Origin of the sequence: Pseudomonas luteola NBRC 103146 (assembly GCF_002091675.1) — a bacterium.
Taxonomy (GTDB): domain Bacteria; phylum Pseudomonadota; class Gammaproteobacteria; order Pseudomonadales; family Pseudomonadaceae; genus Chryseomonas; species Chryseomonas luteola.
Genome location: NZ_BDAE01000003.1, coordinates 24,265 through 51,146 on the forward strand (window position 1 = coordinate 24,265; position 26,882 = coordinate 51,146).

The window sequence follows — 26,882 nt, forward strand, 5'->3', positions numbered from 1 at the left end:
CCTGTCCCAACGCGTCCCGTCAGGGGTTGCGTGAAGCGAGTACAAGCGGAGCGGGCTCGGAAGCTGTATTGGCTTCAAGCTGTGCCAGGCGCTGCTTAACGGCCTTTTCGATGCCAAGTGCATCCAGTCCGCATTCAGCCAGCATCTCACTGGGCTTGGCATGCTCGACGTAGTAATCGGGCAGGCCCAGATTCAAGATCGGCTTGAGCAGGTTTTCTCGGGCGAGGAACTCATTCACGGCGCTGCCTGCACCGCCCATGATGCTGTTTTCCTCGATCGTAACCAGCAGATCGTGGCTGTCTGCGAGTGTCCGGATCAGTGCTTCGTCCAACGGCTTGACGAAGCGCATGTCGGCCACGCTTGCATCAAGGCCTTCTGCTACCTGCAAGGCCTCTTTCAGCTGTACGCCAAATACCAGGAAGGCAACCCTGCGACCTTGACGGCGAACAACGCCCTTGCCGATTTCCAGTGGCTCAAGCCCTGGCTCAATGGCTGCGTTAGGGCCGCTGCCCCGTGGATAGCGAACAGCCGCAGGCCCCTTGAACTGGTAACCCGTCGTCAGCATACGGCGCATTTCGTTCTCATCGCTGGGCGCCATGATCACCATACCGGGAATACAGCGCAGGAACGACAGATCGAAACTGCCAGCATGTGTAGGGCCGTCTTCACCCACCAGACCGGCGCGATCGATGGCAAACAGCACATCGAGGTTCTGTACGGCTACGTCATGGATCAGCTGGTCGTAGGCGCGCTGCAGGAAGGTGGAGTAGATCGCCACTACCGGCTTGGCACCATCACAGGCCAGACCAGCTGCCAGTGTCACGGCGTGCTGTTCGGCGATCGCAACATCGAAATAGCGGTCTGGATACTGCTCGCTGAAGCGGATGAGGTCGGAGCCTTCCTTCATGGCCGGTGTTATACCTACCAGTTTTGGGTCAGCTGCCGCCATGTCACATAGCCAGTCGCCGAAGATGTTCGAATATTTGGGACTACCAGGCTTCTTGGGTGCCGCATTCAAGGGCTCAAGCTTGGTGATGGCGTGATATTCGATAGGTGCTGCTTCGGCAGCGCTGAAGCCCTTGCCTTTCTTGGTCACGATATGCAGGAACTGCGGACCTTTGGCATCACGCAGGTTGCGCAGGGTAGTGATCAGCGTCGGCAGGTCATGCCCATCGACGGGGCCAATGTAGTTCCAGCCCAGCTCTTCAAACAGGGTGCCCGGAACCAGCATTCCTTTGGCAGCCTCTTCGGTACGGCGGGCGATTTCCCACGCACCAGGCAGCTTGGCCAGTACCTTTTTCCCACCCTCGCGCATGTTCTGATACGTGCGACTGGACAGGAGCTTGGCAAGGTAATTCGACAGACCTCCCACGTTATGGGAGATCGACATGTCGTTGTCATTGAGAACGACGAGCATGTCGGCTTCTACGTCGGAGGCGTGATTGAGCGCTTCGAATGCCATGCCTGCGGTCAGGGCGCCATCACCGATCACCGCAACGGACTTGCGCTTGCTGCCTTGCATGCGGGCAGCAATGGCCATGCCCAGCGCCGCGCTGATCGAGGTGCTGGAGTGGCCAACCCCAAAGGTGTCGTACTCACTTTCAGAGCGACGCGGAAAGGCAGCGACCCCGCCTTTCTGGCGCAGTGTACCCATCTGGTCACGGCGTCCGGTCAGGATTTTGTGCGGGTAAGCCTGATGGCCGACATCCCAGACAAGGCGGTCGTCGGGTGTATCGAACACATAATGCAGCGCAACGGTCAGTTCGATGACCCCGAGGCCGGCACCAAAATGCCCGCCGGTCTGCCCGACGGTATAGAGCAGATAGTGGCGCAACTCATCGGCGAGCGTTTCCAGCTCGTGCTCGCTCAGGTGGCGCAGCGCAGCCGGGGTGTCGATGCGGTCGAGCAATGGCGTGGCGGGCCGCTCGCGTGGAATCTCGTGCAGCGTCTTGGGCATCAGGTCATCGTTATAAGGTATGAAAGATCGAAGTTTACCCGAAGCCCTCCAGTCACCCAACAGTGAACCGTCATATAGAGCTTCGAGCTGTTCTGTGTGTGACTAGTGGCGGCGTTGGACGATGTAGAGTGCCAATGCCCGCAAGGGTTCGGCAGACTCGCCAAAGTGCTGCAAGGCCTGCTGGGCTTGTTCACACAATAGCTGTGCATAATGCTTGGCCTCATCCAGGCCCAGCAGGGCTGGGTAGGTGGGCTTGTCCCGCGCAACATCTGCGCCCTGGCGCTTGCCCAGGGTGGCGGTGTCGCTTTCTACATCCAGCACATCGTCCTGTACCTGAAAGGCCAATCCTACTGCGCGGGCATAGCGGCTCAGGGCATCCAGCTGCTCGAGCGTGGCCTTGCCGCTGGCCAATGCACCCAGGCGGACACTGGCCTCGATCAGTGCGCCAGTCTTGTGACGATGCATGATTTCAAGCGCCGTCTGGTCTATCTGTCTACCAACGGACTCAAGGTCAATGGCCTGACCGCCTACCATGCCGGCAGGGCCAGAAGCCTGAGCCAGGACATTAAGCATTTCCAAACGTGTCTCGGCCGTTTGCGGTGCGTTGGTCAGTATTTCAACTGCAAATGTTTGCAGTGCATCGCCTGCCAGAATGGCACACGCTTCGTCGTAAGCCTTGTGCGTAGTCGGACGGCCACGGCGCAGGTCGTCGTCATCCATAGCCGGCAAGTCATCATGCACAAGTGAGTACGCGTGGATCAGCTCGACGGCGCACGCAGCATTGTCGGCCTGAGAGGGCTCTCCCCCAAGGGCTTCGCAGGCGGCATACACCAACAGGGGGCGCACACGCTTGCCGCCACCCATGACGCTATAACGCATTGCCTCATACAGGCGATCGAGCTCCGGGCGTGGCGAGACGAACAGGGTGTCCAGCATGGCGTCGACACGTGCCTGACTGCGAGCCTGATAATCCTTGATCATGTGTCGTCGCCCTGTACGTCGAAGGGGGCTTCGGTCATGACTCCGTCGCGCTCGAGCAGAATCTGGACTTTCTGCTCAGCCTGACTCAGTGCACTCTGGCATTCACGGGTCAGGCGAATACCCTGTTCGAAGGCGCCCAGTGATTCTTCGAGGGAAAGCTCACCGCTTTCCAGGCGCTCGACCAGGGTTTGCAGTTCTGCCAGGGAGTGTTCGAAATCGGGAGCTTTCTTGCGGGCCATTGGCAATCTCGGGGGTGATACACAATCGCGGGACACTAGCAGAGGCGTGGAAGCCGAGTAAATACTTGCAGCGGAAATAAGAACGGCCCTGTCCAGGAGCCGATGGGGTAAGCGCCAGGACAAGGCCGTATACGGCTGGACAGACGCCAAGGCATCGGTCCGGGGAGGAAGTGCACTCTATAAGGTGTTACCAAGCGAAACTGTTTGCTCGCTGGCCAACACACATAGCAACTATCGCGCCAGGGCATGACAATTTGATTTCAGGGGCTTTCTGCCTGAAAAAATAGAAAACAGATGCGCTTTTGTGGAGCAAAAACCACTGTCTGAGTATTTCATGGCGCAGTTGAAACTATCTCCTCGCTACATCGTTACGTGAGCGTCGAGCACGCGATCCGATTTTTACTAAGCGAGGTGACGTTCCTGATATCGGCTATCGACTCAGCTCATACGCACACATGTTGACTGTTGATGCCAGGTTCAGCGATTCGATAGCGCCGCATCCGGGAATGGTAAAAGGCTGCGCATTAAGTATGGTCAATTGCTCATGGGGTACGCCGCGCGCTTCATTGCCGAACAGATAGCAATCGAATGTCTTAAACGCTGCCGATTGAACGTGATCACCACTCATGTCCAGACAGGCAATGCGGTCAAACCGTGTGCGCAGCGAATCTATTTTCACGTCCAACTCAATGGAAGCATGAAAAATGGCGCCCATGCTGGAGCGAACAACTTTAGGGTTGTACGGATCAACACTGCCAGGGCTAAGCAAGCAGCGAAAGTTACCGAACCATACCAGCGTGCGCAGGATGGTGCCGAGATTGCCCGGATCCTGAATTTCATGCAGGTAAATGGCGCGTTCGTTATCAGCAGGCGCGCAACCTGGTGCGTTAATGACCGGCATCGGTACCAGCGCAATAACGCCCTGCGGTGTTTTGGTATCGGATATCTGCGCCATTTGGCGGTCACTGATCACATGGGTTTCAAACGAGCTTGCCCAGTGTTCATAAGCCTCGGTTACATAGAGTTGACTGCTCTGTAGCAGCGGATTCTGTAACGCCGCCTTTTGTAACTCCAGCAGCAGATGTTCGCCCTCCACCAGAAAATAACCGAACTCGGCCCGGTATTTCTTCTGGTGAAGTTTTTTGACGTCATCGAATTTCATCAAGACGCCGCTCGGCTGGGCTGCATGTTCGCCATCTCAAAGTCCGATAGAAGCGATTTGGCCAAAGCCTCGGCAACTTTAATTCCATCTACGCCCGCCGACAAAATGCCCCCCGCATAACCGGCACCTTCACCAGCCGGATACAGGCCGCGCAGGTTGAGGCTTTGCAGGGTCTCGTTGTCGCGAGTAATGCGGACAGGAGAGGACGTGCGGGTTTCGATACCTGTGAGAATGGCATCATCACGATCAAAGCCACGAATCTGCTTGCCGAATGCCGGCAGTGCTTCGCGGATGGCCTCGATGGCATAGTCTGGCAGCGAGGGCGCAAGATCACCCAGGCGTACGCCGGGTTTGTAGGAGGGCTCTACCTCGCCAAGTTCGGTCGACGGCACTCCACGGATGAAGTCGCTCACCAATTGTGCTGGTGCGCAGTAATCGCTGCCCCCCAGCTCGTAGGCCCGCGACTCAAGGCGTTCTTGCAGATCCAGGCCAGCCAGCGGGTCGCCTGGGAAATCCTGCTCCGGGTTGATACCCACAACAATGCCTGAGTTTGCATTGCGCTCGTTGCGCGAGTACTGGCTCATGCCGTTGGTCACGACGCGCCCCGGCTCGGAGGTGGCGGCCACTACGGTCCCGCCGGGACACATGCAGAAACTGTAGACGGCACGACCGTTTTTGGCGTGATGCACTAATTTGTAATCGGCGGCGCCCAGCTCCGGATGGCCGGCGTATTTGCCCAGGCGAGCCTGATCGATCATGCCTTGCGGATGCTCGATGCGGAAACCCACCGCAAAAGGTTTGGCTTCGATATATACGCCCTGGCGGTGTAGCATGCGGAAGGTATCGCGAGAGCTGTGACCCAGCGCGAGCACCACATGGCGGCTGCGGATTGTCTCGCCATTGGCTAACACCACACCTTCAAGCTGGCCGTTGTCGATCAGCAGATCGGTCACTTTACTCTCGAAGCGCACCTCGCCACCCAAGGCGATGATCTCCTCACGCATCGCTGCGACCACGCCGGTGAGACGGAAGGTGCCGATATGCGGCTTGCTCACATACATGATCTCTTCCGGCGCGCCAGCGCGGACGAACTCGTGCATCACTTTGCGGGCGTAGAACTTGGGGTCCTTGATCTGGCTATAGAGTTTACCGTCCGAGAACAGGCCGGCTCCTCCCTCACCAAACTGTACGTTGGATTCCGGCGTCAGGATCTTTTTACGCCACAGCGCCCAGGTATCCTTGGTGCGTTTACGTACATCCTTGCCGCGCTCCAGCACGATGGGCTTGAATCCCATCTGTGCGAGCAGCAGCGCCGCGAACAATCCACAAGGACCAAAGCCTACGATTATCGGGCGCTCCCGCAAGTGGGCGGGCGCCTGAGCTACTGGGTAGTAGTGAGTATCCGGTGCTGGACGTACATGATTGTCATCGGCAAAGCGCGCCAGGATTGCCGCCTCGTTGCGTGCCTCTAGATCGATGATATAGATGAACAGAATGACGCTGTTTTTCTTGCGTGCATCGTAGCTGCGCTTGAATACAGTGAAGTTCAGCAAGTCGGCGTCGCTGATGCCCAGGCGTTTGACAATGGCCTTGCGCAACTCATCCGAGGAATGATCAAGAGGCAGGGACAGTTCGTTGATGCGAATCATGGCGGTAATCCTGGCCGGTGACTCCGGCAAAGGAAGCTTTAGAAAGGGTGGGGTAAGAGGCGAATTATACCTCTCTCTATCCCTCCCTGACAGTCCTGCCTAAGGGGTGCTACACGATCCCTGCCCACCAGTCTTATATTATCGGTTTATAATCATTGCCATTGTGCGTCCAATCGCTTTCTGTTTTTCCCAGGCGTTGGTCTGCTTCTCCCATTGAATTTTCCGTGCTTGGCTCCCTCATGAAACGATCCAAAAGCAGCCGCCGTTGGCTGGATGAACACGTCAACGATCCTTATGTTAAGCGGGCTCAGAAGGATGGCTTGCGTTCTCGTGCCAGTTACAAGTTGATCGAGCTGAACGAGAAGGACAAACTGATACGTCCCGGCATGCTGGTCATGGACCTTGGCTCCGCACCGGGCGGTTGGTCACAGGTGGCTGGCGGTCTCGTAGGCGAGAAGGGACGGGTTCTGGCTAGTGACATTCTGCCGATGGACCCGCTGGAGAACGTCGACTTCATCCAGGGCGATTTCACCGACGACGCGGTGTTCCAACAGATTCTCGACAAGCTCGATGGCAATCAACCTGATCTGATCATTTCTGACATCGCTCCCAATATCAGTGGCATCGCTGCTGCCGATCAGGCGTCCTCGATGTATCTGGTCGAACTCGTCCTTGATATGGCGCGTCAGGTGCTCAAGCCCAACGGTAACCTTGTAGCCAAGGTATTCCAGGGAGAGGGCTCCGACGAGTTTCTGAAAGACGTTCGCACCTCATTCGAGAAGGTGATGATACGCAAGCCAGAGGCATCGCGGCCGCGCTCAAGGGAGGTCTATCTGGTGGCAAAGGGGTTTAAAGGATAAGGCCCCGCGGTGTGCTCTTCAGAGCTTGACGCTTCGCTGGGTTGCGCACAGTCCAGCGATGACAAAAAACTAAAAGGGCACCTTTCGCTGAGCGCTATACCCTCCCGCACTATTCGCTAGATGACCGCCTTGGATAGCGCTCAACGAGTCGATGCAGAGCCAAAGGTCCGGCTTTGTTCAGGTTTGACCGAAACCGGGTAAAACGATAGGCATTAAAAAGCCGGCTTGTGGCCGGCCTCGTGAGGTAGTAGCGACTTATTTTTGGTAAGCCGCGACTGCCTTTAAGATCTCCGCACGGGCTTCTTCAGCATTGCCCCAGCGTTCAACTTTTACCCACTTGCCTTTTTCAAGATCCTTGTAGTTCTCGAAGAAGTGCTTGATCTGCTCCAGCAGCAGAGCCGGCAAGTCGGTGTATTCCTTTACATCATGGTACAGCACAGACAGTTTGTCATGCGGAACGGCAACTAATTTTGCATCGCCACCGGCTTCGTCGGTCATGTGCAGTACGCCAACCGGACGTGCGCGAATGACGGCGCCTGGTGTAACCGGATAAGGCGTTACGACGAGCACGTCGAGGGGATCGCCATCATCAGCCAGCGTGTTGGGGATATAGCCATAGTTGGCCGGATAGAACATCGGAGTCGCCATGAACCGGTCGACAAACAGAGTATCGCTGTCCTTGTCGATTTCGTATTTGATGGGTGCATGGTTAGCCGGGATTTCAATCGCGACGTAGATGTCGTTCGGCACGTCTTTGCCGGCCGGAATCTTGCTATAGCTCATAGAGCGACTCACCTTTGTTGGTAGGCCAAATTGATGTGGTTTGGAGTATAGGCATATTTGACCCGCGATTCGAGCCTTGGGGTGGGATAAGGTTCAAAGCAGGAACTTTGTAACGGTAACGGACCCGAAAAAAGAGGCCTGCCTGTTAGAGGGCGGGGCAGCTTTCCTCTGAATCGGAGACAACATCGGCATGTTCCAATGGATCAATGAGGCGACAGCCATCAACCTGGCGCTTGCACTTGTCATTACTATCATCAGCTATGGCGTCATTCGCCGGCTCGTTACAGCCGTTACCAGTCGCGTTGTAAATTGGTCCTCCCGGGCAAACAGCGGTTGGGCACATTACGTAGGCGAGATCATTGGTCGAACCAGTCGCTTGCTGATTCTGCTCATGGCTATTCAGATCGGACTGTATGTCATTGATCTGAGCCCAAGCTGGGAGGCACGCGTCAGCCATATCTGGTTCCTGGTCCTGGCTCTACAGTTCGGGCTGTGGGTCGATGGCGCAATTCTGCTGTGGGCACGTTCGGCACTGCAGAACAGGAATGGCCATCAGCGCAGTCAGCTCACCATGACCATGATTTCGCTGATGGTCCGGGTAGCCTTGTGGACGGTGGTTCTGCTTGCAGTACTCTCCAACCTGGGTGTGGATATCACGGCGTTCGTCGCCAGCCTGGGTATTGGTGGTATTGCCGTCGCGCTGGCCGTTCAGAATGTGCTGAGTGACCTGTTTGCCTCGCTGTCCATTGGTATCGACAAGCCTTTCGAGCAAGGTGATTTCGTCGTATTTGGCGATATTGCCGGCTCCATTGAATACATCGGCCTCAAGACCACGCGTATTCGCAGCCTTAGCGGTGAGCAGGTGGTTTGCTCCAACACGAAGCTGCTGCAGCAGACGATCCATAACTATAAGCGGATGTCCGAACGGCGGGTGCTGTTCCAGTTCGATATCAGTTACCGTACACCTGCCGATCAAGTGGGTGAAATTGCTCCACTCGTAAAGCAGATTGTCACGTCATTGGAGAACACCCGTTTCGATCGTGCGCATCTGCTGGCACTGGAAAGCAGCGCCTTGAAATTCGAGGTGGTGTATTACGTGTTGAGCGCGGACTACAACCAGTACATGGATATTCAACAGAACATCAATCTGGCACTGCTCAAGGAACTGGACCAGCGTGGCATCAAGTTCGGTATGCCTGTTCGGTCGCTGGAGTTTCTGGAGGAGGTTCCCTTGGCCTATCAGAGTTCGCCGGACGCTCCTCGTGGGGGTGACTCGGCTGCGGGAATTGAAATCCGCTGAGCCAATGTCTGTAGCCGCGTCAGTGGATCCTGACGGAAAAACTGACGTAGCTGCATATAAACATCTGGGTATGCCTGATCGAGTACATCGGGTGCGGTAAAGAAGTATTCACAGCAGACGGCAAAGAACTCAGCAGGATGCTCGCTGGCATAGGGATCGATCAGTGTTTCCTTATGGGTATCAATCTGTCGGTTGAGGTCATCGTAAGCAGCCTGCATGACCTCAGCCCAGCGAGGAAGCGACATGTCCCGGTGCAGTGGGGGCAGGCCATTGGCATCGCCGTTGAGCATGTCGAGCTTATGCGCCAATTCATGAATGACCAAGTTGTAACCCGTCCAGTCACCGCTCTCCTGAACACCCGACCACGCCAGAATCACTGGACCTTGTAGCCAGGCCTCACCGCTATGGTTTTCGTTCCCCTCATGCTCGATTCCACTATTGTCACGGTAGCGTTGCTGGCTGACAAAATCCGAGGGGTAGAGGATCAGCTCGTGGAAGTTGCCATACCAGTCTTCCTCAGGCAGGTATAGCAAGGGCAGCTGGGCCTGGGCAGCCAGGGCCAGGCGGTCAACGTCAGCAAGCGCAATGTCACCCAGTAGCGTCAGGCGTTTGTGCGCCAGAAAAAGGATGCTGCGTTGTTGAAGCCGTTGATCAGATTCAGGCGGGAGTCCGTCGAGGAAAGGCAGGCGGGAATGAACTTCATCCCAGAGCGCCGGCGGGATAACGGTCCGTTCAAGGACACGTCGATCCCGCCAGGCGCGCAGGGACCACATGCGTTAACCGATTTCGCTGCGGCTGGGGCTCGGCCGCAGGCGACGGCTGACCATGCTGATGACCATGGGCAGCAGCGAGATGGCAATGATGGCGATAACCAGCATGGACAGGTGCTGCTTGATGAACGGCACATTGCCAAAGAAGTAACCCAGCGTGACCAGGCCGCCTACCCAGAGGAACGTGCCCAGGACGCTGAAGCCCAGAAAACGGAGATAGTGCATGCGACCGATGCCCGCCACGAATGGCGCGAACGTTCGGATGATGGGCAGGAATCGCGCCAGGGTAATGGTCTTGCCGCCATGCAGGGCATAGAACGCCTGGGTGCGCTCCAGATAGTCACGACGGAATATCTTGGAGTTTGGTCGCGAGAAAAGCTTTTCACCCAGGGTTCGGCCAATGACATAGTTTGTACTATCACCGGCAACGGCCGCAAAGGCAAGAAGACTACCCAGAAGCCAGGGGTCCATGCCGCCTGTTGCGCAAATGGCACCAGCAATGAACAGCAATGAGTCACCGGGCAGGAAGGGCATGACTACCAAGCCCGTTTCGCAAAAAATGACCAGGAACAGGATGAAATAGATCCATGACCCATAGTTGCTGACCAGCATTTCCAGGTAAACGTCGAGGTGGAGGATCAGATCGATCGGGTTAAAGTCCATGTACAGCCTATCTATGGCAGCGGGTCGAAGCTCCATTATAGGGCGAAGGCTCTAGGTCGCGAGTAGCCATTAGGGTAAACGGTAGGGTGGGATTTGCGATCTACCGCACGGATATCTGCTTTCTTCTCTTTCAAGGCCGGAGCTCGGCTGGGATCAGATGGAATTTCGTGATTCACGAGGCGGATGAGCCCATAGAGTCCTGACGGCGCTGTGCTAACCTTCGGCTCGTTTTCAATGGGGCTGCCAGGGCCTCGCTTGTCAGGGGTTATTCATGCATATCCACATTCTCGGCATCTGCGGGACGTTCATGGGCTCTCTGGCCGTGCTGGCCAAGGAGTTGGGTCATCGAGTGACCGGTTCCGATGCCAATGTCTATCCGCCCATGAGTACGCAGCTGGAGGCACAGGGTATCGAGCTGATGCAGGGATACGAGCCTGCCCACCTTGAACCGGCGCCGGATCTGGTCGTGATCGGCAATGCACTCTCCCGGGGTAATCCGGCTGTGGAGCATGTCCTGAACAAGGGGTTGCCCTATGTATCCGGACCGCAATGGCTGGCAGATCATGTATTGCAGGGACGCTGGGTTCTGGCTGTAGCGGGTACCCACGGCAAGACCACCACCACGAGCATGCTAGCCTGGGTGCTGGAGCATGCAGGCATGAGCCCGGGCTTCTTGATTGGCGGTGTACCCCAAAATTTTGGGATATCCGCCCGGCTGGGCGGAACGCCTTTCTTTGTCGTAGAGGCTGACGAGTACGATAGCGCCTTTTTCGATAAGCGCTCCAAGTTCGTCCATTATCGACCGCGCACCGCTATCCTGAATAACCTCGAGTTCGATCATGCCGATATCTTTCCTGATCTGGCAGCGATCGAGCGGCAGTTTCATCATCTGGTGCGTACGATTCCAAGTGAAGGACTCATCATTCATCCAACTGCTGAAAAAGCGCTGTCTCATGTCCTGACGATGGGGTGCTGGACGCCGGTTCAGACGACAGGAGAGGGCGGGCAGTGGCAGGCCCGCTTGCTCCATGAGGACGGCTCGCGGTTTGAGGTAATCTTCGATGGGAAGACACAGGGAACGGTTGAGTGGAGTCTGACCGGCCAGCATAACGTAGCCAATGCTCTGGCCACCTTGGCCGCCGCGCGGCATGTAGGCGTCGTGCCGCCTCAAGGGATCGAGGCGTTGAATGCATTCAAGAGCGTCAAGCGCCGAATGGAAACGGTTGCCGAAATCAACGGTGTCACGATCTATGATGACTTCGCCCATCATCCCACGGCCATTGCCACTACGCTTCAAGGATTGCGGGCACGTGTAGGAGAGGAATCCATCATTGCAGTCATTGAGCCACGGTCCAACTCGATGAAGTTGGGCGCCCACCGTGACGGCCTGCCGGACAGTGTTCGACAGGCCGACTCCGTTATCTGGTATGCACCGCCGAACCTGGGGTGGGATCTGGCCGAGACAGCAGCGAATTGCCCTGTCCCGGCGGTTGTTTGCGACTCGCTTGAGGCCATTATCGCGCGCGTTAAAGAGGCGGCGAAAGGCAGGACCCATGTAGTTATCATGAGTAACGGCGGGTTTGGTGGCTTACATAAAAAATTAGCTGAAGCATTGCGTTAAGCTTTGCATTACGCTGCTGCCTTTTGTCTTCAATGGAGTGAAATCATGGAGTATTTGTTGATTCTGTTAGCCCTAGTCGTGGCGCTAGCAGTTTGGGTCGTCTCGCAATACAACAGCCTGCAAGCGGCAATGCAGGCGATTCGCGAAGCCTCCTCAAACTTGCAGGCTTCGATGCGCAAGCGGGTCGACTTGGCTAATCAGGTGATCGATATAGCCTCTGGGTATGGCGAGCACGAAAAGCTAACCCACGTTACCCTTTCAAACAATATTGAGGGCGCGATGGAGCGGGTATCTGCGTTGGCGCAGAATTATCCGCAATTGCGTGCCAATGAAACCTACCAGACGCTAATGGAGCAGCTAGAGCGGCTGGAGCAGACAATCTTCGAGAGGCGCGAGTTCTATAACGAGCAGGTCAAAGGCTATAACGTCAAGCGCAACAGCTTTCCTACTGTGTTGATTGCCAACAAACTGAATTTCGACACGGTGCCTTACTTTGATAGCGAAGACCCAGAAGCGTTAAACAATATCAAGTTATTTGCACGGGATGACTCTGAGGCCCTACGGTTAGCTTTAAATAAAGGAAGTGATGCTGTAGTCCGCTCAGTTGCGACAGCTAAAACTAAACTAGCCAGCAAGCTTGAGGACAAGCGCGATACATCTTCTACCCCCAGTAATCCGGAGTAAGGAGACATGATGGCTGGCCCTGAACGCATTACTTTGGCAATGACCGGCGCTTCTGGTGCTCAATACGGATTACGGCTGCTTGACTGTCTGGTGCAGGAGGAGCGTGAGGTTCACTTCCTGATCTCCAAGGCTGCACAGCTGGTCATGGCCACTGAGACCGATGTGGCGCTACCGGCTAAACCTCAGGCCATGCAGGCGTTTTTGACGGAATACACTGGCGCTGCGCCCGGGCAGATTCGAGTCTTTGGCCAGAGCGACTGGATGGCGCCCCCGGCGTCAGGTTCCAGTGCGCCGGCAGCCATGGTGGTTTGCCCATGCTCGACCGGTACGCTGTCCGCCATTGCAACAGGTGCCTGCAATAACCTGATCGAGCGCGCTGCCGATGTGGCCATCAAGGAGCGGCGCACCTTGGTTCTAGTGCCTAGGGAATCACCGTTCTCCAGTATTCATCTGGAAAACATGCTCAAGCTGTCCAACCTGGGCGCGACGATTCTTCCGGCTGCGCCAGGGTTCTATCACCAGCCGCAAACGGTGGATGATCTGATCGACTTTGTCGTGGCCCGGATTCTTAATACATTGAGTATTCCCCAAGACATGCTGCCCCGGTGGGGCGAGCATCATCTGGTGAGCGATGAGTAAGTTCCTCTGTGCGTGCCTGGTGCTTGTGCTGAGTGGCTGCGCCAGCGTCAGCACGCTCAACGCCAGCAAGCCGGGCGCTCCGATCGTTTACTCGGGAACCCGGCTGGACTGGTATGCTATTCAAGGGGGCTGCTGTCCAACGGAGCGCTTTGGCGTAGAGGCTCCTGCCTATCCAGGGTTCGATCTGCCGGGCAGTCTGCTGGTGGACACGGTGTTATTCCCCCTTGCCCTGGCAAAGGTGTTGGGTATCGGGCTGAACGTTCGCGGAGGCAGTTGAGATATCCCAGGCATTGGCGAAGGCGGCTTCACTTCGTTATAGTCGGTCGGGTCTTCAGGGCGGGGTGAGATTCCCCACCGGCGGTAAACCACATGGTGGCAAGCCCGCGAGCGCTCCGATACGTCGGAGGTCAGCAGACCTGGTGTGATTCCAGGGCCGACGGTCATAGTCCGGATGAAAGAAGATGCGTTTGTCTGCCTATGCCCCCTGGCATAAGTGGCGTCTGCGCTTTTTGCCCTGAAACGTTCACTCACTCCAACGAGGACGTTTCATGCCTATGCTCGACCCACAACGCCATTCCCGCCTGTATGCTGCTGTAGCAGCCTACCGCGAGGGGCGTCCAGTGCTTCTGCTGGATGATGCCGACCGCGAAAACGAAGCTGATCTGGTAGCCGCTGCCGAAAACCTCACCTTGAGCACGATGGTAAAGATGATCCGGGATGGCAGCGGTATTGTCTGCCTGTGCCTGGATGATGCCAGTGTGCGGTGCCTGGACCTGCCACCCATGGTCAAGAATAACCAGGCACGTCATGGAACAGGGTTTACAGTTTCCATCGAGGCGGCGGAAGGTGTGACTACCGGTGTTTCGGCTGCTGATCGGATGATCACTATTCGGGCCGCGCTGGACTCCTGCGAAGGTCGGAGCCGAATCGTCAGCCCCGGGCATATCTTTCCCTTGCGCGCGCGTGAAGGTGGGGTGCTGACTCGGCGCGGTCATACCGAGGGCTCGGTAGAGCTGGCCATGCTGGCAGGGCTACGTCCGGCGGCCGTATTGTGCGAACTGATGAACCCTGATGGCAGCATGGCGCGTGGTACTGATGTCGAGCACTACGCGCAGCAGCACGGGATACCGGTGCTGACCATTGAGGAGATCGTGCGTTACCGTGAGGAGGAAGCACTATTGGCATCCCAGTCGGTCAGCGTCGTCTGATGTAGCGCCAATGTCTGCCAGCTACTCGGTCGGTTCCTGGCAGACATCCACCCATTGGGCCTCGACCAGTTCGGCCAGCCGTTGCGGGGTAATGCGCACGGCGCTGTGGATTGCGCCAGCTGCCGGCAGGACCTCATCAAAAGCCTTGAGCGAGCAATCGCAATATACCGGCATGGGCGTTGCCAGTCCGAATGGGCAAACGCCGCCTACCGGATGGCTGGTCAGCAGCTGCACGCGCTCGCCATCCAGCATCTTGGCTTTGCCGCCAAACGTAGCCTTGAGCTTTTTATTGTCCAGTCGTGCATCGCCTCGTGCCACGAGCAGCACCTCAAGCTCACCAATCTTCAGTCCAAGCGTTTTGGCAATTCGCCCCGGCTCGACGCCATGTGCTTCGGCCGCCAGGGCAACGGTTGCGGTGCTGGTTTCAAGCTCAATGATGTGAATATCCGGGGCGTGGGTCGTGAAAAAGTCGCGGACTGAATCCAGGCTCATGAGGGGCTCCCATTCGGTAGAGCCTGGATTCTTGAAAAGCCGGGCGCGTGCGTCAACCCTTGATCAGCATTCAACCATGCTGACAGCGAGCCCGCCCCGAGAGGTTTCCTTGTATTTGTCCTGCATGTCGGCACCGGTATCACGCATGGTACGAATGACTCGATCCAGCGAGATGAAATGTTCTCCGTCACCGCGTAGCGCCATCTGGGCGGCATTGATGGCTTTCACGGCGGCAATGGCATTGCGCTCGATACAGGGCACCTGAACCAGTCCTCCCACCGGGTCGCATGTCAGGCCCAGGTTATGCTCAAGGCCGATTTCCGCAGCATTTTCCACCTGTTCTGGCGTCGCGCCCAGCAGCTCGGCTAGTCCGGCGGCGGCCATGGCACAGGCCGAGCCCACTTCGCCCTGACACCCCACCTCGGCGCCCGAGATCGAGGCATTCTTTTTACACAGAATACCTACTGCGGCTGCGGCCAGCAGATAGCGCACAACATCTTCATCGTTAGCATCCGGGTTGAATTTCATGTAGTACATCAGTACCGCAGGAATGATGCCTGCTGCGCCGTTGGTAGGCGCCGTTACCATGCGACCTCCTGCGGCATTTTCCTCGTTGACCGCCAAGGCGAACAGGTTGACCCACTCCATGGCTGAAAGCGTCGAGCTGATAACGCTCGGGTTGGTCATCGCCCGCAGGCTACGGTGTAGGCGAGCAGCGCGACGTGGGACTTTAAGGCCACCCGGCAGTACACCTTCGTGAGCCAGCCCATTCCGGATACATTCGCGCATGGTCTGCCAGATATGTAAAAGGTTTGCGCGAATGTCATCCTCGCTGCGCCAGGCTTTTTCATTGGCAAGCATAAGGGCGGAGATGGACAACCCATGCTCGCGGCATAAACGGAGCAGCTCCGCTGCGCTGGAGAAGTCATAGGGCAGGGTAGTGGTATCCTGATCACGCTGACCGCTGGCCGCCTGCTGGCTGTCGATAACAAAACCGCCGCCCACGGAATAATAAGTCTCCTCGAACAGCTCTCCGGTCTCGCCAAATGCGGTGATGGTCATTGCATTGGGATGGTAAGGCAGGTTCTCATGGAGCAGATGCAGGTCTCGGGTCCAGACGAACTCGATAGGATGGCTACCCCCGAGCATAAGCGTGTTTTCAAGCTTGAGCGTCTGGATGCAGGGCTCGACCCGGTCGGGATCAACCCGGTCTGGCCACTCTCCCATCAACCCCATCAACGTTGCACGGTCGGTCCCGTGCCCGACACCTGTTGCGGACAGGGAGCCATACAGGCGTACTTCTACCCGGCGAGTCTGCTCCAGGCATTGTTGCTCACGTAAGGTGGAGACGAATAATGCACCGGCTCGCATGGGGCCTACCGTGTGAGAGCTGGAAGGACCCACGCCGATTTTAAACAGGTCGAATACGCTGATGGCCATGCTGAAGTCCTGAATATGAGGTTCAATGGTGACCGTAACGTACGTAACAGTCTGAGGATCATCATGGGAAAAGCGGCCTCCCTGCACAATCGATACGTTCTAAGCGACCCTTTAGTAGAGCTAAACCCATGAGCCGGATCCTAAACGCGCAAACGCAAGCTTGGCTTCAAGTATTTGCCTGTGCGGCACGCCACCTGTCCTTTACCCGCTGTGCCGAGGAGTTGCACGTAACGCCAGGTGCCATTAGCCAGCAGATGCGACAGCTGGAAGAGCGGTTGGGGTTCAAGCTGTTTCACCGAATAGCCCGTGGGCTGGAGCTGACGGCGGAGGGGCAACGGCTGGCCTCAACGGTCAATCAGGCCTCAGGACTTGTGGATGCGGAGCTGCGACGGCTGAATGCCGGTCAGTTTGGCGGCGTGCTCCGGCTACGCTCGATTCCTTCCTTTCTCGGCAAATGGGTCATGCCGCGGCTACCCAAGCTGCAGGCTCGCTTTCCGGATATCCAGCTTCGGGTCGTTGCTGAGGACAGTTCATGGTCGCTGCGCGAGGGCGAGTTTGACCTTGCCATTGATCTTAATGACGGTAGTTATCCTGGTCTTGCATCCACGTCGTTGCTGGACGAGCAGATATTTCCGGTGTGCGCTCCTTCGCTGTTGGAGGGGCGCCCGCCACTTGATCGTCCCGAGGCGCTGGATCATTACCCATTGCTGCATGACATCACTGCCTGGCGCGGCAGTTATGAGTATGCCGAGTGGGAGTTTTACCTGGCGTCCATTGGCGCCCCTGCACTGGATGTCAGGCGAGGTCATACGTTCAATCGCAATCACCTGACTATTGAGGCGGCCATTGCCGGCATGGGGGTTGCCATCGCGCGGCGTCATTTGATCACTAACGAGCTGGAGCGGGGTGCGTTGGTTATTCCCTTCGGGGTATCCGTACCGGCGCGCAAGCGTTATGTCCTGCTTTATGCGCAAGGTGCTCTCGCTGATCCACGTGTACGCTCACTGCATGACTGGCTGGTTGAGGAGGCCCTGGCCAGTGCGTCAACGCCCCAGCCGGCGTAGCTCGTCCGACTCGACAAAACGAACACCGTCGCCTTCCTCCAACGCGAGTCGCCAGAGTGCTCGTGCCAACACGCAGACCTCAATGCCATGCCACTTGCCAGGCAGCAGCTGGGAGAGCGGGGCGGCAATCTGCTCGCCCAACCGCTGCTCGTTACGGGGGCCGAGCAACAGCGAGGGGCGTGCAAAGGTGATCTGCGGCCAGCCTTGATCCTGTAGTGCCTCTTCAAGCTCACCTTTTACCCGGTTGTAAAAGATCGAGGAGGAAGCGTCGGCACCAATGGCACTGATAACCACGAAGTGTCTGGCACCCAGTTCGCGTGCGCGACGTCCGACAGCGATGGGCAGGTCATAATCAATGGCGCGAAAGGCTTCCTGTGAGCCAGCTTTCTTGATCGTGGTGCCCAGGCAGCAAAAGGCCGTATCCAGCGGGCCGGTGAGCTGAGGCAGCACATCCAGCAATTCGCCAACCGGGTTTTCCAGGCGTGGATGAGCAGGAAGTGGTCGGCGGGTGGGCGCCAGGACACGTTGAATGGTTGGCTCATTCAGCAGGCGATCCAGTAAGTGTTCGCCGGTAAGCCCCGTGGCGCCTGTAATCAGGACATGTTGCGGAGTCAGGTGCATCGCAAAGCTCCTTTCGATGAGCATGACTGGCGGAGCAGGTAGGCGGCCCGCGCTTCTGCCCGGTCCGCTTCGTTGTAATGCCCGCCCTTATGCCATCGGACAACATTTCAGAGCGAAAGGCTCATTGCTCTGCAACGTGGCTGGTTGATCCAGCGCGATAGGCCTGCCATTTTTTCAGAACAGCAGGCGGCGCCCAGATCTGCGGCTCCGATGGCTCGAACCCTTGTGCCGCCTCGCGCTCGGCGACACGCTTGCTGGCGATCGAAAATGCCTGCTCGGGATCGTCTGTTGCCTGGAAGGCTTCTGCAAACAAGGCCTTCCCAAAATAAGTGAAGTCCGCTTCGTCCGTGCAGCCAAAAGACGTCCGGTCCGCACGTGAGGCGGTAATGACCATGGTATGGTCATCTTGCAACGGGGGAAGGAAGCCGCCGCTGTAGCAGGCTGAAACGACAACGATCTTGTCGCGGTTCTTCAGCGGCTCAAGCAGGGACGCAAACTCAATGGCCGGCAAGCTGGCCAGTTGCAGACCCGGCTCGCTCAAGGATAAACGATGGTCGGAGGAGCCATGGCTGGTGAGGTAGACAAAGATCAAATCCTCAGGCCCTGAGCGCTCGGCCAGGGTGGCAATGGCGCGATGAAGATTTTCCCGCGTTGCCAGTGGGGTTACGCTTTTAAGATCACGCTGATTGATCAGGCGAACCACGCTACGGGCATTAAAACGATTGACCATCAGCTTGGCGACATAATCGGCTTCACGTTGAAACACTCGCTGATCGCCATCGCCTGCTAGAGTAATACCGTAAAGCTCGGTACTGGCCGTAGAGGGACGGACGTTATTGAGTTCCTGACCCAGGCGCTCGCCTTGTTCCAGTAGCGCAACTTCCATGGGGTCAGGTTGGTAAACACCGTCATCGCTGCGGATGAACTGGCCTTCGCTCCAGAGCCCGCTTTCGCGGCGCCCATCGGCATGGGTGTAGGTGCCATTGCCATCGAACTGGCCGTTCAGGAAGTCACCGATATACACGCTGCCGTCTGCCTCGGTGTATTGCCCCAGCCCATGGTACTGCCAGCTTTTGAAGCTGCCGCTGTAACGGCTGCCATCGCTGCCGTGGTACTTGCCTTGGCCGGTCATTTCCCCTTTCTGGAAGGACCCTTCCCAGACATTACCATCTACGCTTTGATAGCGACCCTGGCCGGAGAAAGCACTGTCAACAAAGTTGCCTTCGTACAGATTGCCTTCCTGATCGACCCATTGACCTCTGCCGTTCAGACGGCCATCCGTGAAAATGCCGTTATATTGACTGCCGTCGCTTTCAGTCCGCGCGCCGCGGCCCTGCATGCGGCCCTCGAAGAAATCACCTTCGTAACGCCAGCCGTCACTGGACTCCAAGACCCCTTTGCCATGGTACATCCCCCGGTGGAAGGAGCCTTCGTAACGTCCGCTGGGGGAGGTCAGCTGCCCTTGGCCCTCATAGAGGCCATGGTGAAAGCGGCCTCGATAGCGGGTGCCATCCACAAAAAACTGCTCGCCCAGGCCTTCGGCCAGGCCGTCTCTGAACGAGGCCCGCAGCCAGTTGCCATTGGCCCAATCGAGGCGCCCCTCACCTTGTAGGCGTCCGCGCTCCACATCGCCGTGGTAGACCGAGCCATCCGGCAGACGGATCTCGGCTGCCTGAGCGAAAGGGGCGGGAAGAATTACGAGGCTCATGGCGAGCCCCAGGGGAAGAAGCGCTCGGGTCGCCCGATAGGGCGGCCTTACCATCCAGAGGGAACGGCCCTGATGGATGCGGGCCGCCAGCCGGCGTGTGCCGGCTTTAACGGGATTCGAGACGAACCAGATGGCGTTCAAGGGTAGACGAATAGGGTTCAAGCAGGCGTTCGACACAGCTGGCACCTTCTGGACTCGCAATAGAGCGGATTCGGGCACGCTGGCGCAGCAGTTCATCATCGGCGATGCTGTGCTCGACCAGGAGCAGGTTGCGACTGTGCCGACTGAGTGCGATAGCGTTCCGGACCGTATCGTTATTGAGCAGCTCGGGCAGCTTCAGGTTCACCAGACGTTCGCCCTGCGTCAGACCCAGCTGCAGTTGCAGCGTGATCCCGCTGTCGGCTACTTCGACCTGAAGGGCATGGCCCAGCGCTCGCATGATTTCACCGCAGCACAAGGCATGAGTCAGATAATCATCTTCGCCCTGGGTTTCGTGGAAAAGGATCAGGCTGCCGCCATCGATGAGGCTATGCAGTTCACCCTTGTACAGCGAGGTGGCCTGCTCCAGGCAATCCCTGTAACGCTCCAGAAGACTGACCAGGCGCGCACGGGGCAGCTTGCGTAACTGTTCTTGAGACCCGAGCTGGATCGCCAGTACCGCGCTGGAAACGATATCGGGTTCTGACGCCATGGCCGGTGTAACGGGCTCGGCGGCTGCCGCTGTCTCTACAACTTCGTTTTCTGCCTCGTCCGGCATGACATCGGCAAAGGCGTCTTCGTCGAACTCGTCGTCACCGTCTTCGGTAGTCACCGGTGCTTTGGCCGGTTTCTTGGCGGCTGCGGCAGCCTTGCGTGGTGAGGTGGAGCGAACCTTGATACCGGCGCTTTCATCGAGGAACGGGTTGTCCTCGTCGCCTTCTACCGGAGCTGCTGCCTTGGTTTTCTTGGACGGTTTAACCGGCGCCGGTTTGGGTTTTTCCGGGACCAGCCGCGCCTGGAGCTGACGTGCCAAGTCACCAATTTCATCCTGACGACCAACGCTGGGAGCCGGATCATCCGGGTCACGCAGCCAGACGCGCAGCTCCAGCAGGGGCGTGGAAATGTTGCGGCCCAGGCGAAGGCTGAGAATCAGAGTCAGCATCAACAGGATAAGCGCCAACAATCCCATGTTTTGCAGGCTGATCACCATGGGTTGCTGGAACTGATTCATGTCCAGACTGATACGCAGCTGGCCAGTGGTCACGTCTTGAAACTTGATTGATGTGGAGTAGATGCCTTCCGCCTCGCCCAGAAGATTGCGCGTCGGGCGGGTGCCTGCTTCGGCCAGTACACGATTATCCGGGCTGAACACTGCCGCGTGGGCAACCAGCGGATTACGCGCCAGATTGCCCAAGAGCACGTTGAGGCTCAGCGTATCGTTGGATACCAGCAGCTCCGTCGCCGAGGCGGCCGTCTGGGTAACCAGCGTCTGGCCTACGGCATCGGCCTGCTGCTGCATGGCATGCCGGAACTGCAAGGCCACGACAACGGCATAGATCACCAGGGCGGCGATGACGAGAATAAGGCTATGGGAAACAATGCGGAGCGCGATAGGAACACGGCGCTGGCGCATTGCACGAAACAGCAGAACGAAGAAATTGTCGGGCTTGACGGTCGCGTGCCGGGTCACTGGTGAATTCTTTGGGCAAAAATGTGGGGCGAAGTATAACCAGCGACCAGAGGTCGTTAAAGCGTACTAACCGAGTCCGTCAACCACTCGTCTGCGTATGGGTGGTTCTGCACCGTTTTCGGAAACAGGTAGAATCGGGTTTTTGACCCCTTGGTGGAGGCTGCGCCTTGCGAGACATTCTTCTCATTACCAGCACCGGGTATGCCAGCCCCGGCTTGAGTGCTGCATTGACGAGCGTAGTGGCCGAGTCAGGCGCAGCGTTGCTGGATATTCGTCAGAGTCGTGTGCAGGGGGCCATAACACTTGCATTGCTCATCAAGTTGCCCGAAGGCGCTGATGCCGCTGCCTTGGGTGAAGCGCTCGAACTGCGCGCTGCGGCCGTGGGGGCCAGAGTGCACCTGGCTGCTCTGGATGCAGAGGCTTATGCCGCGTGGCAGGCCGACGAGTTGGCTCCTCGCCATATCCTGACGCTCATGGGACGCCAGCTGGACGCCCACCAGGTTCAACATGTGAGCGAACTTGTCGAGTCCCACGGTATGACCATTGAGCGTATCGAGCGGCTGTCGGCACCTGACGCCAGGGAGCGTGCTGCGCTGGAATTCACGCTGGCGGGTGAGCCGCAGGATCTGGAGGGGCTCAAGGCTGCCTTTTTCACTGCGACCCAGAACCTTGAGATGGATATCGGATTTCAGGCTGACACGTTGTTCCGCCGCCATCGGCGACTGGCCGTATTCGACATGGATTCAACATTGATCCAGGCGGAAGTCATTGATGAGCTGGCCAAGGCCGCTGGTATCGGGGAGCGGGTTGCCGCCATCACCGAGCGAGCCATGCGCGGTGAGCTCGATTTCAGGGCCAGCTTCAAGGAGCGACTCGCCCTGCTCAACGGCCTGCCTGAAACGGTACTCGAAGACATCGGTGCAGGGCTGCGTCTGACCGAAGGCGCCGAGCGACTGTTTTCCGAGCTCAAGCGATTGGGATACAAGACCGCCATCCTGTCCGGCGGTTTTACTTACTTTGCCCGTCAGATCCAGGCTCGGCTGGGCATCGATTATGTCTATGCCAACGAGTTGGAAACAGTGGACGGCAAGGTGACCGGTGTGGCGGTAGAGCCCATTGTGGACGCGCAGCGCAAGGCCGATCTGCTGCGTGAACTGGCCATGAAGGAAGGGCTGAGCCTTGAACAGACCATTGCCGTAGGGGATGGGGCAAACGACTTGCCTATGCTGGGTCTGGCCGGGTTGGGCGTTGCCTTTCGCGCCAAGCCGCTTGTGCGTCAGTCGGCGCGCCAGTCAATTACAACACTGGGTTTGGATGGCGTGCTGTATCTGCTGGGTGTCAGAGACCGAGACCACGTGCTTTGATCAGGCGCTGAAAGAAAAGCCGGCTATTGCCGGCTTTTTCATGTCTGTCGCTTATTCGTCCGCGACGAATTCATAGTTCATTGCCTGGCTGGGTTCCTGCAGGTAGTAACCCTGGATGTAATTCACACCGGACTGCCAGAGCGTTGCGAGGATCGTGGCGTTTTCAACGAACGGCACGATGCATAGCTTTTTATGCTCTTGAATGCCGCTAATGAGGTTTTTCAGCGTTTCCTGGTTTTCCGGATTGCCCAGGTCGCGGACATACGAGCCGTCTACCTTAAGGAAATCGATTGGAACCTGCTTGAGAATATTGAACGGCGCCAATGCACAGCCGAATTGACCCAGAGTGACGCGGTGCCCCAGCTTTTTAAGGCCGTTGGCCATGATCTTGGTCTGGTTGAGGTGAGCCAGGGCATTGGCTTCGCTGATTTGGAAGATCAGGGATTCAGCCGGTAAGCGAGCGGCCTGCAAGGCCGCCTGCAGCCAGAGCAGGAGTCTTGCGTCCTGTAGCGAGGCGGCGGACAGGTGAATGAACAGGCAGGTATCGTGCCCACGGGCGCGGTGGTCGACCAATACCTTGATGGCGTTATGGATTACCCATCGGTCTATCTTTGCACTTAGTCCGCTTTCTTCCGCTACCCGGAAGAACTCGGCCGGCGGTACTTCTTCGTTCTGAGTATTGTTCAGGCGGAGCAGCACTTCATAGTGCTCGCGGCTGTCACCACGCAGGCTGATGAGTGGCTGGAAGAGCAGGCGGAAACGGCTTTGTTCCAGCGCCTGTTGCACAATGGCAATCAGGCTGCCTCGGCTGGCCGCTGCGGCCAGTTCTTCTGCCGGGTCGTATCGTTTGATGGCATTACCGCCCTGTTTGGCAATCATCAGGGCGCAGCGGTGAGCGCGGTCCATGATTTCGTGCGCATTGACGGTCTGCTCATCAAGAGCCGTCAAGCCAATAGAATAGGAGGGTTGCAAGGCCCGCTTGTTGATTTCAATGGGCTGTGACACCGCTTGACGGAGCAGTGGTTTCAGGCGGCTTTCAAGCTGCTCGGCAGTGCTGCCCTGAACCAGGACGGCAAATGCATCGTCGCTGAACCGTGCAAGCAGCGCCGGCGGTACAAAGTGCTCTTTCAGCTGGTTGGCCAGGGCGGCCAGCAGCGCATCAATGTCGGAAATGCCGATTTCAGCGAGGATGGCCGCGTACCGGTCCAGCTGCAGGTAGGCGAAGCTGGCTGTCTGACCGTGCTGGACCACTTTCTCCATTTCCGCTTCCAGCGCCTCTATAAGCCGGGTGCGATTCAGCAGGCCGGTGACAGGGTCTACGCTGGTGGCTTCCCGCAACTTTTCTTCCAGCTCGGCATCGTTCTGGTTGCCGTCACGTATGACAACCTGAATGCAGGGCTCATCTTCGTAGGTGGCTGGAGAGAAGCTCATGTCCGCCGTGAAGGTAGAGCCATCGGCGCGCAAGCCCTGGCAGAGGAAGCGGGCTGTGCCGTTGGCTTCGGGATCGTTGGAGTATTGCTTGAGAAAATCGCGAAACGCCTGCTGATCATCGCTTGCCACCAGATCAATGACCGGCATCCCTTCCAGTTCTTCCACATCCGTATAGCCGAAGAGCTGCAGGTAAATGGGATTGGCATGAACATGCATCCCGTCATGGACATAGGCGATGGCATCTTCGGAGCTTTGCAAAAGCAATTGGCACCGTTTTTCTGCCTCATGCAGGGCTAGTTCGGCGGTGCGATAGGCACGCCGCACTTCCAGATTGCCAATCTCGCGCCGGGATACGAGCACGAGTCGTTCGTCTTCACCCAGCGGAACGGCATCCTGAGCCCCATTCAGTAACGCCTGGGTAATCGCGTCGGGCTCTTCAGGATCGACCAGCTGGATAACCGGAATATCCTTGGCCTGGCGCTTGATGGTCTTGAGCGCCTCGTGAGGAGAAAGCTCTTCACAGTTGGGCGCCGCAATGAGCAGGTCCCAACTCTGCTGAAGTGCAGCGGCCAGCTCGTCCGGCTCTGTGACGCACTGTGCCCGGGTTGCGCAGCCCGCATTTCGAAACAGACTTACCAGTCGCTCGGCTTCATTCTGTGACTCCTCAACAATGAGCAGGCGGATGGTCTTCTTTTCGATAGCCATAGGTCTACGTATGAACCCGGACAGTTAAAGCGGTTAATAATCGAAGAGGCTGGAATCTACAGAGACTTCCATAAGGAGTCAAAATCGTCCTCTGTATTGGAGGACGGTCCCTGGCTTCCCGGCCTGGGTGTTTCTGGCGTCGGTCGCGCCTGCTCCAGCAGACGATATTCGAAGACGCTGAAGCTAACGGTAGCATTTTGACGCCTTGTCAGCATGCCTTGTTGCTCGACTCCCTTCTGATTGATCTGAATCTTGCTGCCTTCCTGGAAGGGCAGACGCGGGGCAACGAGAGAGGGAGACTGGTCTATGGCCTTGATTTCAGGAAGCAGCAGGCCTCTCAGATATTGGCTGTGTTGCTCGGTCTTGCGAAGCAGCTGCAATCCACAGGGGCGAGCCGTAGGCGCCAGCAGCTCGACGCCCATCTGGGTGCCGCTGCCAGGGACCTGCCGTATCCAGCGAATGACTGCAATCCCCCAGCTGTTCTCGTTCAGGCCGCGCAGCCCCAGCACTTCACCCGCTTGCAGTTGGTCCGGCACTTCCCCAGGCCAGCTGACGCAGTAGCCGCCCGGACTGTGATTGACGATGGGCAGCGAGAAGAGGGGGTAGGTTTTATCCAGCTCAATCTGTTCGCTTTTCACATCCACAGGCGTGTCGTAGTGGATTTCCTCATGCGCGTCCAAACTTGTATTGTGCTCGGCATCGAAGGCCAGTGACCATACATCCGACGTCTTCTCGGCCGGGGCAAAGTCCGGCTTGGACTTGGGCGGTTCCGGCAAGTTGAGCGTCTGGGCAAAGGCTACGCGACCCGAAAGGTGATAGTGCAGTGCACTCATGCCAATGCAGATCTCCAGACGTCCTTGACCCGGGGTGCGCTGAAAGGCCCGGTCGGATTCCTGGCCCCATGCCGCGCGCAGGTGTTGCAGCAGGTCCGTGCTGATGTCCGGCTGCACTGGCAGGCGTGCACGGCTGCGCTCTTCCGGCGGCAATGCCAGATAATCAGAAATCTGGCTGACCAATACCTGTGTTGACAGGCCTAGCAGGCCGCTCAGGCTGGCCTCCTTGAGGAGGGTTCGGTAACGTGGCGGCGCATCGATCTGAGGTGCGACTACAAACAGTACGCCTGGCTGGTCAGCGGGTTTTATCTGCACGAGATTTGCCCATTGATCGAGGTACTCGACCAGCTGGGCAATCTGACGCTGGCGCATCTGGTTACACCGCGCTGCCCCAAATAGCAGCGGGACAGCATAGGCCTCTTGCAAACTCTGGCCGTCAGGGCGCGTCAGTAGGTCGTCCCGTACACGCTGGCCCTGCAGGTTGAGACGCAGGGCGATCTGGAAGAGCTGATGCAGCTCCAGCCAGAGATGATCGGCTGCTGGGGTATACAATTGGGCTGCGCGAATCAGCGGGCCGTAAAGGCCTTTCATGGCGCGCTGTAGGGCCAATGGCAACAGGCTGGCCCGATCACGCGAGGGCGTATTGAGTTCGTCGACCACCACCAACTTGTAGCCTGCCGCCATATGGTTCTGTAGCGCCTGACACAGGTTGGCTACCTTGCGTGAGCGCTCGTCCAGCACAATGGGCTGGTCAAGAACATGGCGTTCGAGCATGACACACGTCCGGTTCACTTCCGGTCGCAATAACTCAAGCATGCGCAGACGTTGATCGTTCGACTGGATCAGCTGGTTGATTTCCAGCATCCCCTGGTACAACAGACGCGCCACTTCCCCGAGCTTTGCTCGCGGCAATTGGTCCAGCCAGCGTTTCAATCCGGCGGGGCTGGCTTCGCAGAACGTAAGGCTCCGCTGCGTGGGCGTCGGTACCCGCAGCAACTGCTGAGGGCCTTTACTATCCATTGACTGTCGGTTCTCCAGA

Annotated in this window: 24 protein-coding genes and 1 riboswitch; of the genes, 9 read left to right on the forward strand and 15 right to left on the reverse strand. The window is 57.6% G+C overall.

Annotation, left to right across the window (positions count from 1 at the left end; translation table 11 throughout):
* Positions 1–19 precede the first annotated feature (19 nt).
* The 5 genes from dxs to PLU01S_RS04720 all read right to left on the reverse strand — a co-directional run bounded on the left by dxs (position 20) and on the right by PLU01S_RS04720 (position 5,988).
* Positions 20–1,957 (reverse strand): 1-deoxy-D-xylulose-5-phosphate synthase, encoded by a 1,938-nt coding sequence (gene dxs / locus PLU01S_RS04700; protein ID WP_074823395.1) that lies wholly within the window; start codon positions 1,955–1,957, stop codon positions 20–22.
* A gap of 102 nt (positions 1,958–2,059) precedes the next feature.
* Positions 2,060–2,938: a (2E,6E)-farnesyl diphosphate synthase gene (gene ispA / locus PLU01S_RS04705; RefSeq protein WP_019366822.1), complete on the reverse strand. Its 879-nt coding sequence runs from the start codon at positions 2,936–2,938 to the stop codon at positions 2,060–2,062.
* A complete protein-coding gene (locus PLU01S_RS04710) occupies positions 2,935–3,177 on the reverse strand; it encodes an exodeoxyribonuclease VII small subunit (protein ID WP_010796886.1) in 243 nt (80 codons plus the stop codon). Before PLU01S_RS04710 ends, ispA begins: the two co-directional genes overlap by 4 nt.
* Before the next feature lie 430 nt (positions 3,178–3,607).
* The gene (locus PLU01S_RS04715; RefSeq protein WP_074823391.1) at positions 3,608–4,339 is read right to left on the reverse strand and encodes a TrmH family RNA methyltransferase; all 732 of its coding nucleotides are present in this window, start codon (positions 4,337–4,339) and stop codon (positions 3,608–3,610) included.
* Positions 4,339–5,988 carry an NAD(P)/FAD-dependent oxidoreductase gene (locus tag PLU01S_RS04720; RefSeq protein WP_074823388.1) on the reverse strand — a complete coding sequence of 550 codons (1,650 nt, stop codon included), beginning with the start codon at positions 5,986–5,988 and terminating at the stop codon, positions 4,339–4,341. Before PLU01S_RS04720 ends, PLU01S_RS04715 begins: the two co-directional genes overlap by 1 nt.
* A gap of 239 nt (positions 5,989–6,227) precedes the next feature.
* On the opposite strand from PLU01S_RS04720, the gene rlmE reads away from it, so the two are divergent.
* Positions 6,228–6,848, forward strand: coding sequence for a 23S rRNA (uridine(2552)-2'-O)-methyltransferase RlmE (rlmE, locus tag PLU01S_RS04725; protein ID WP_019366818.1), 621 nt, complete (start codon positions 6,228–6,230; stop codon positions 6,846–6,848).
* 255 nt (positions 6,849–7,103) lie between these two features.
* Here the strand turns inward: rlmE and ppa are convergent, their stop codons facing one another.
* Positions 7,104–7,631 (reverse strand): inorganic diphosphatase, encoded by a 528-nt coding sequence (ppa, locus tag PLU01S_RS04730; RefSeq protein WP_010796890.1) that lies wholly within the window; start codon positions 7,629–7,631, stop codon positions 7,104–7,106.
* Positions 7,632–7,821: 190 nt separating this feature from the next.
* Between ppa and PLU01S_RS04735 the strand changes: the two genes are divergently transcribed.
* Positions 7,822–8,931, forward strand: coding sequence for a mechanosensitive ion channel family protein (locus tag PLU01S_RS04735; RefSeq protein WP_074823385.1), 1,110 nt, complete (start codon positions 7,822–7,824; stop codon positions 8,929–8,931).
* On the opposite strand, the gene PLU01S_RS04740 is transcribed toward PLU01S_RS04735, so the two are convergent.
* Positions 8,871–9,704: a M90 family metallopeptidase gene (locus PLU01S_RS04740; RefSeq protein ID WP_074823381.1), complete on the reverse strand. Its 834-nt coding sequence runs from the start codon at positions 9,702–9,704 to the stop codon at positions 8,871–8,873. The two genes, PLU01S_RS04735 and PLU01S_RS04740, sit on opposite strands and share 61 nt — an antisense overlap.
* Before the next feature lie 3 nt (positions 9,705–9,707).
* Complete coding sequence (locus PLU01S_RS04745) at positions 9,708–10,364, reverse strand: DedA family protein (protein WP_010796893.1); 657 nt, start codon at positions 10,362–10,364, stop codon at positions 9,708–9,710.
* A gap of 271 nt (positions 10,365–10,635) precedes the next feature.
* Between PLU01S_RS04745 and mpl the strand changes: the two genes are divergently transcribed.
* From mpl to ribB, 5 genes are all read left to right on the forward strand, one after another.
* Positions 10,636–11,985 carry a UDP-N-acetylmuramate:L-alanyl-gamma-D-glutamyl-meso-diaminopimelate ligase gene (mpl, locus tag PLU01S_RS04750; RefSeq protein WP_074823377.1) on the forward strand — a complete coding sequence of 450 codons (1,350 nt, stop codon included), beginning with the start codon at positions 10,636–10,638 and terminating at the stop codon, positions 11,983–11,985.
* Positions 11,986–12,030: 45 nt separating this feature from the next.
* The gene (locus tag PLU01S_RS04755; RefSeq protein WP_074823375.1) at positions 12,031–12,669 is read left to right on the forward strand and encodes a LemA family protein; all 639 of its coding nucleotides are present in this window, start codon (positions 12,031–12,033) and stop codon (positions 12,667–12,669) included.
* Between the two features lie 9 nt (positions 12,670–12,678).
* Positions 12,679–13,308 (forward strand): flavin prenyltransferase UbiX, encoded by a 630-nt coding sequence (gene ubiX, locus PLU01S_RS04760; RefSeq protein WP_074823373.1) that lies wholly within the window; start codon positions 12,679–12,681, stop codon positions 13,306–13,308.
* Positions 13,301–13,585, forward strand: coding sequence for a YceK/YidQ family lipoprotein (locus tag PLU01S_RS04765; RefSeq protein WP_010796896.1), 285 nt, complete (start codon positions 13,301–13,303; stop codon positions 13,583–13,585). The genes ubiX and PLU01S_RS04765 overlap by 8 nt, the downstream gene beginning before the upstream one ends.
* Before the next feature lie 46 nt (positions 13,586–13,631).
* Positions 13,632–13,775: riboswitch (FMN riboswitch) on the forward strand.
* A gap of 81 nt (positions 13,776–13,856) precedes the next feature.
* The gene (ribB, locus tag PLU01S_RS04770) at positions 13,857–14,516 is read left to right on the forward strand and encodes a 3,4-dihydroxy-2-butanone-4-phosphate synthase (protein ID WP_010796897.1); all 660 of its coding nucleotides are present in this window, start codon (positions 13,857–13,859) and stop codon (positions 14,514–14,516) included.
* Positions 14,517–14,537: 21 nt separating this feature from the next.
* Here ribB and PLU01S_RS04775 read toward each other — a convergent pair whose 3' ends face one another.
* Both PLU01S_RS04775 and PLU01S_RS04780 read right to left on the reverse strand, forming a co-directional pair.
* The gene (locus PLU01S_RS04775; protein ID WP_010796898.1) at positions 14,538–15,008 is read right to left on the reverse strand and encodes a YbaK/EbsC family protein; all 471 of its coding nucleotides are present in this window, start codon (positions 15,006–15,008) and stop codon (positions 14,538–14,540) included.
* A 63-nt stretch (positions 15,009–15,071) separates the two neighbouring features.
* Positions 15,072–16,448 carry an L-serine ammonia-lyase gene (locus PLU01S_RS04780; protein ID WP_010796899.1) on the reverse strand — a complete coding sequence of 459 codons (1,377 nt, stop codon included), beginning with the start codon at positions 16,446–16,448 and terminating at the stop codon, positions 15,072–15,074.
* 128 nt (positions 16,449–16,576) lie between these two features.
* Between PLU01S_RS04780 and PLU01S_RS04785 the strand changes: the two genes are divergently transcribed.
* Positions 16,577–17,512, forward strand: a complete 936-nt coding sequence (locus PLU01S_RS04785; protein ID WP_074823370.1) for a LysR substrate-binding domain-containing protein — start codon at positions 16,577–16,579, stop codon at positions 17,510–17,512.
* On the opposite strand, the gene PLU01S_RS04790 is transcribed toward PLU01S_RS04785, so the two are convergent.
* From PLU01S_RS04790 to PLU01S_RS04800, 3 genes are all read right to left on the reverse strand, one after another.
* On the reverse strand, positions 17,492–18,133 hold the full coding sequence (locus PLU01S_RS04790) for an oxidoreductase (protein ID WP_074823364.1): 642 nt from the start codon (positions 18,131–18,133) through the stop codon (positions 17,492–17,494). The genes PLU01S_RS04785 and PLU01S_RS04790 overlap by 21 nt on opposite strands.
* 121 nt (positions 18,134–18,254) lie before the next feature.
* Entirely contained in the window at positions 18,255–20,018 is a 1,764-nt protein-coding gene (locus tag PLU01S_RS04795) for a C13 family peptidase (protein ID WP_233432120.1), read from the reverse strand.
* A complete protein-coding gene (locus PLU01S_RS04800) occupies positions 19,948–21,510 on the reverse strand; it encodes a HAMP domain-containing protein (protein ID WP_074823359.1) in 1,563 nt (520 codons plus the stop codon). The genes PLU01S_RS04795 and PLU01S_RS04800 overlap by 71 nt, the downstream gene beginning before the upstream one ends.
* Before the next feature lie 167 nt (positions 21,511–21,677).
* On the opposite strand from PLU01S_RS04800, the gene serB reads away from it, so the two are divergent.
* On the forward strand, positions 21,678–22,874 hold the full coding sequence (gene serB / locus PLU01S_RS04805; protein WP_074823358.1) for a phosphoserine phosphatase SerB: 1,197 nt from the start codon (positions 21,678–21,680) through the stop codon (positions 22,872–22,874).
* A gap of 51 nt (positions 22,875–22,925) precedes the next feature.
* Here serB and PLU01S_RS04810 read toward each other — a convergent pair whose 3' ends face one another.
* Positions 22,926–25,010 (reverse strand): EAL domain-containing response regulator, encoded by a 2,085-nt coding sequence (locus tag PLU01S_RS04810; RefSeq protein WP_074823356.1) that lies wholly within the window; start codon positions 25,008–25,010, stop codon positions 22,926–22,928.
* Positions 25,011–25,066: 56 nt separating this feature from the next.
* Positions 25,067–26,863, reverse strand: a complete 1,797-nt coding sequence (locus PLU01S_RS04815) for a hypothetical protein (protein WP_010796906.1) — start codon at positions 26,861–26,863, stop codon at positions 25,067–25,069.
* Positions 26,864–26,882: the final 19 nt, after the last annotated feature.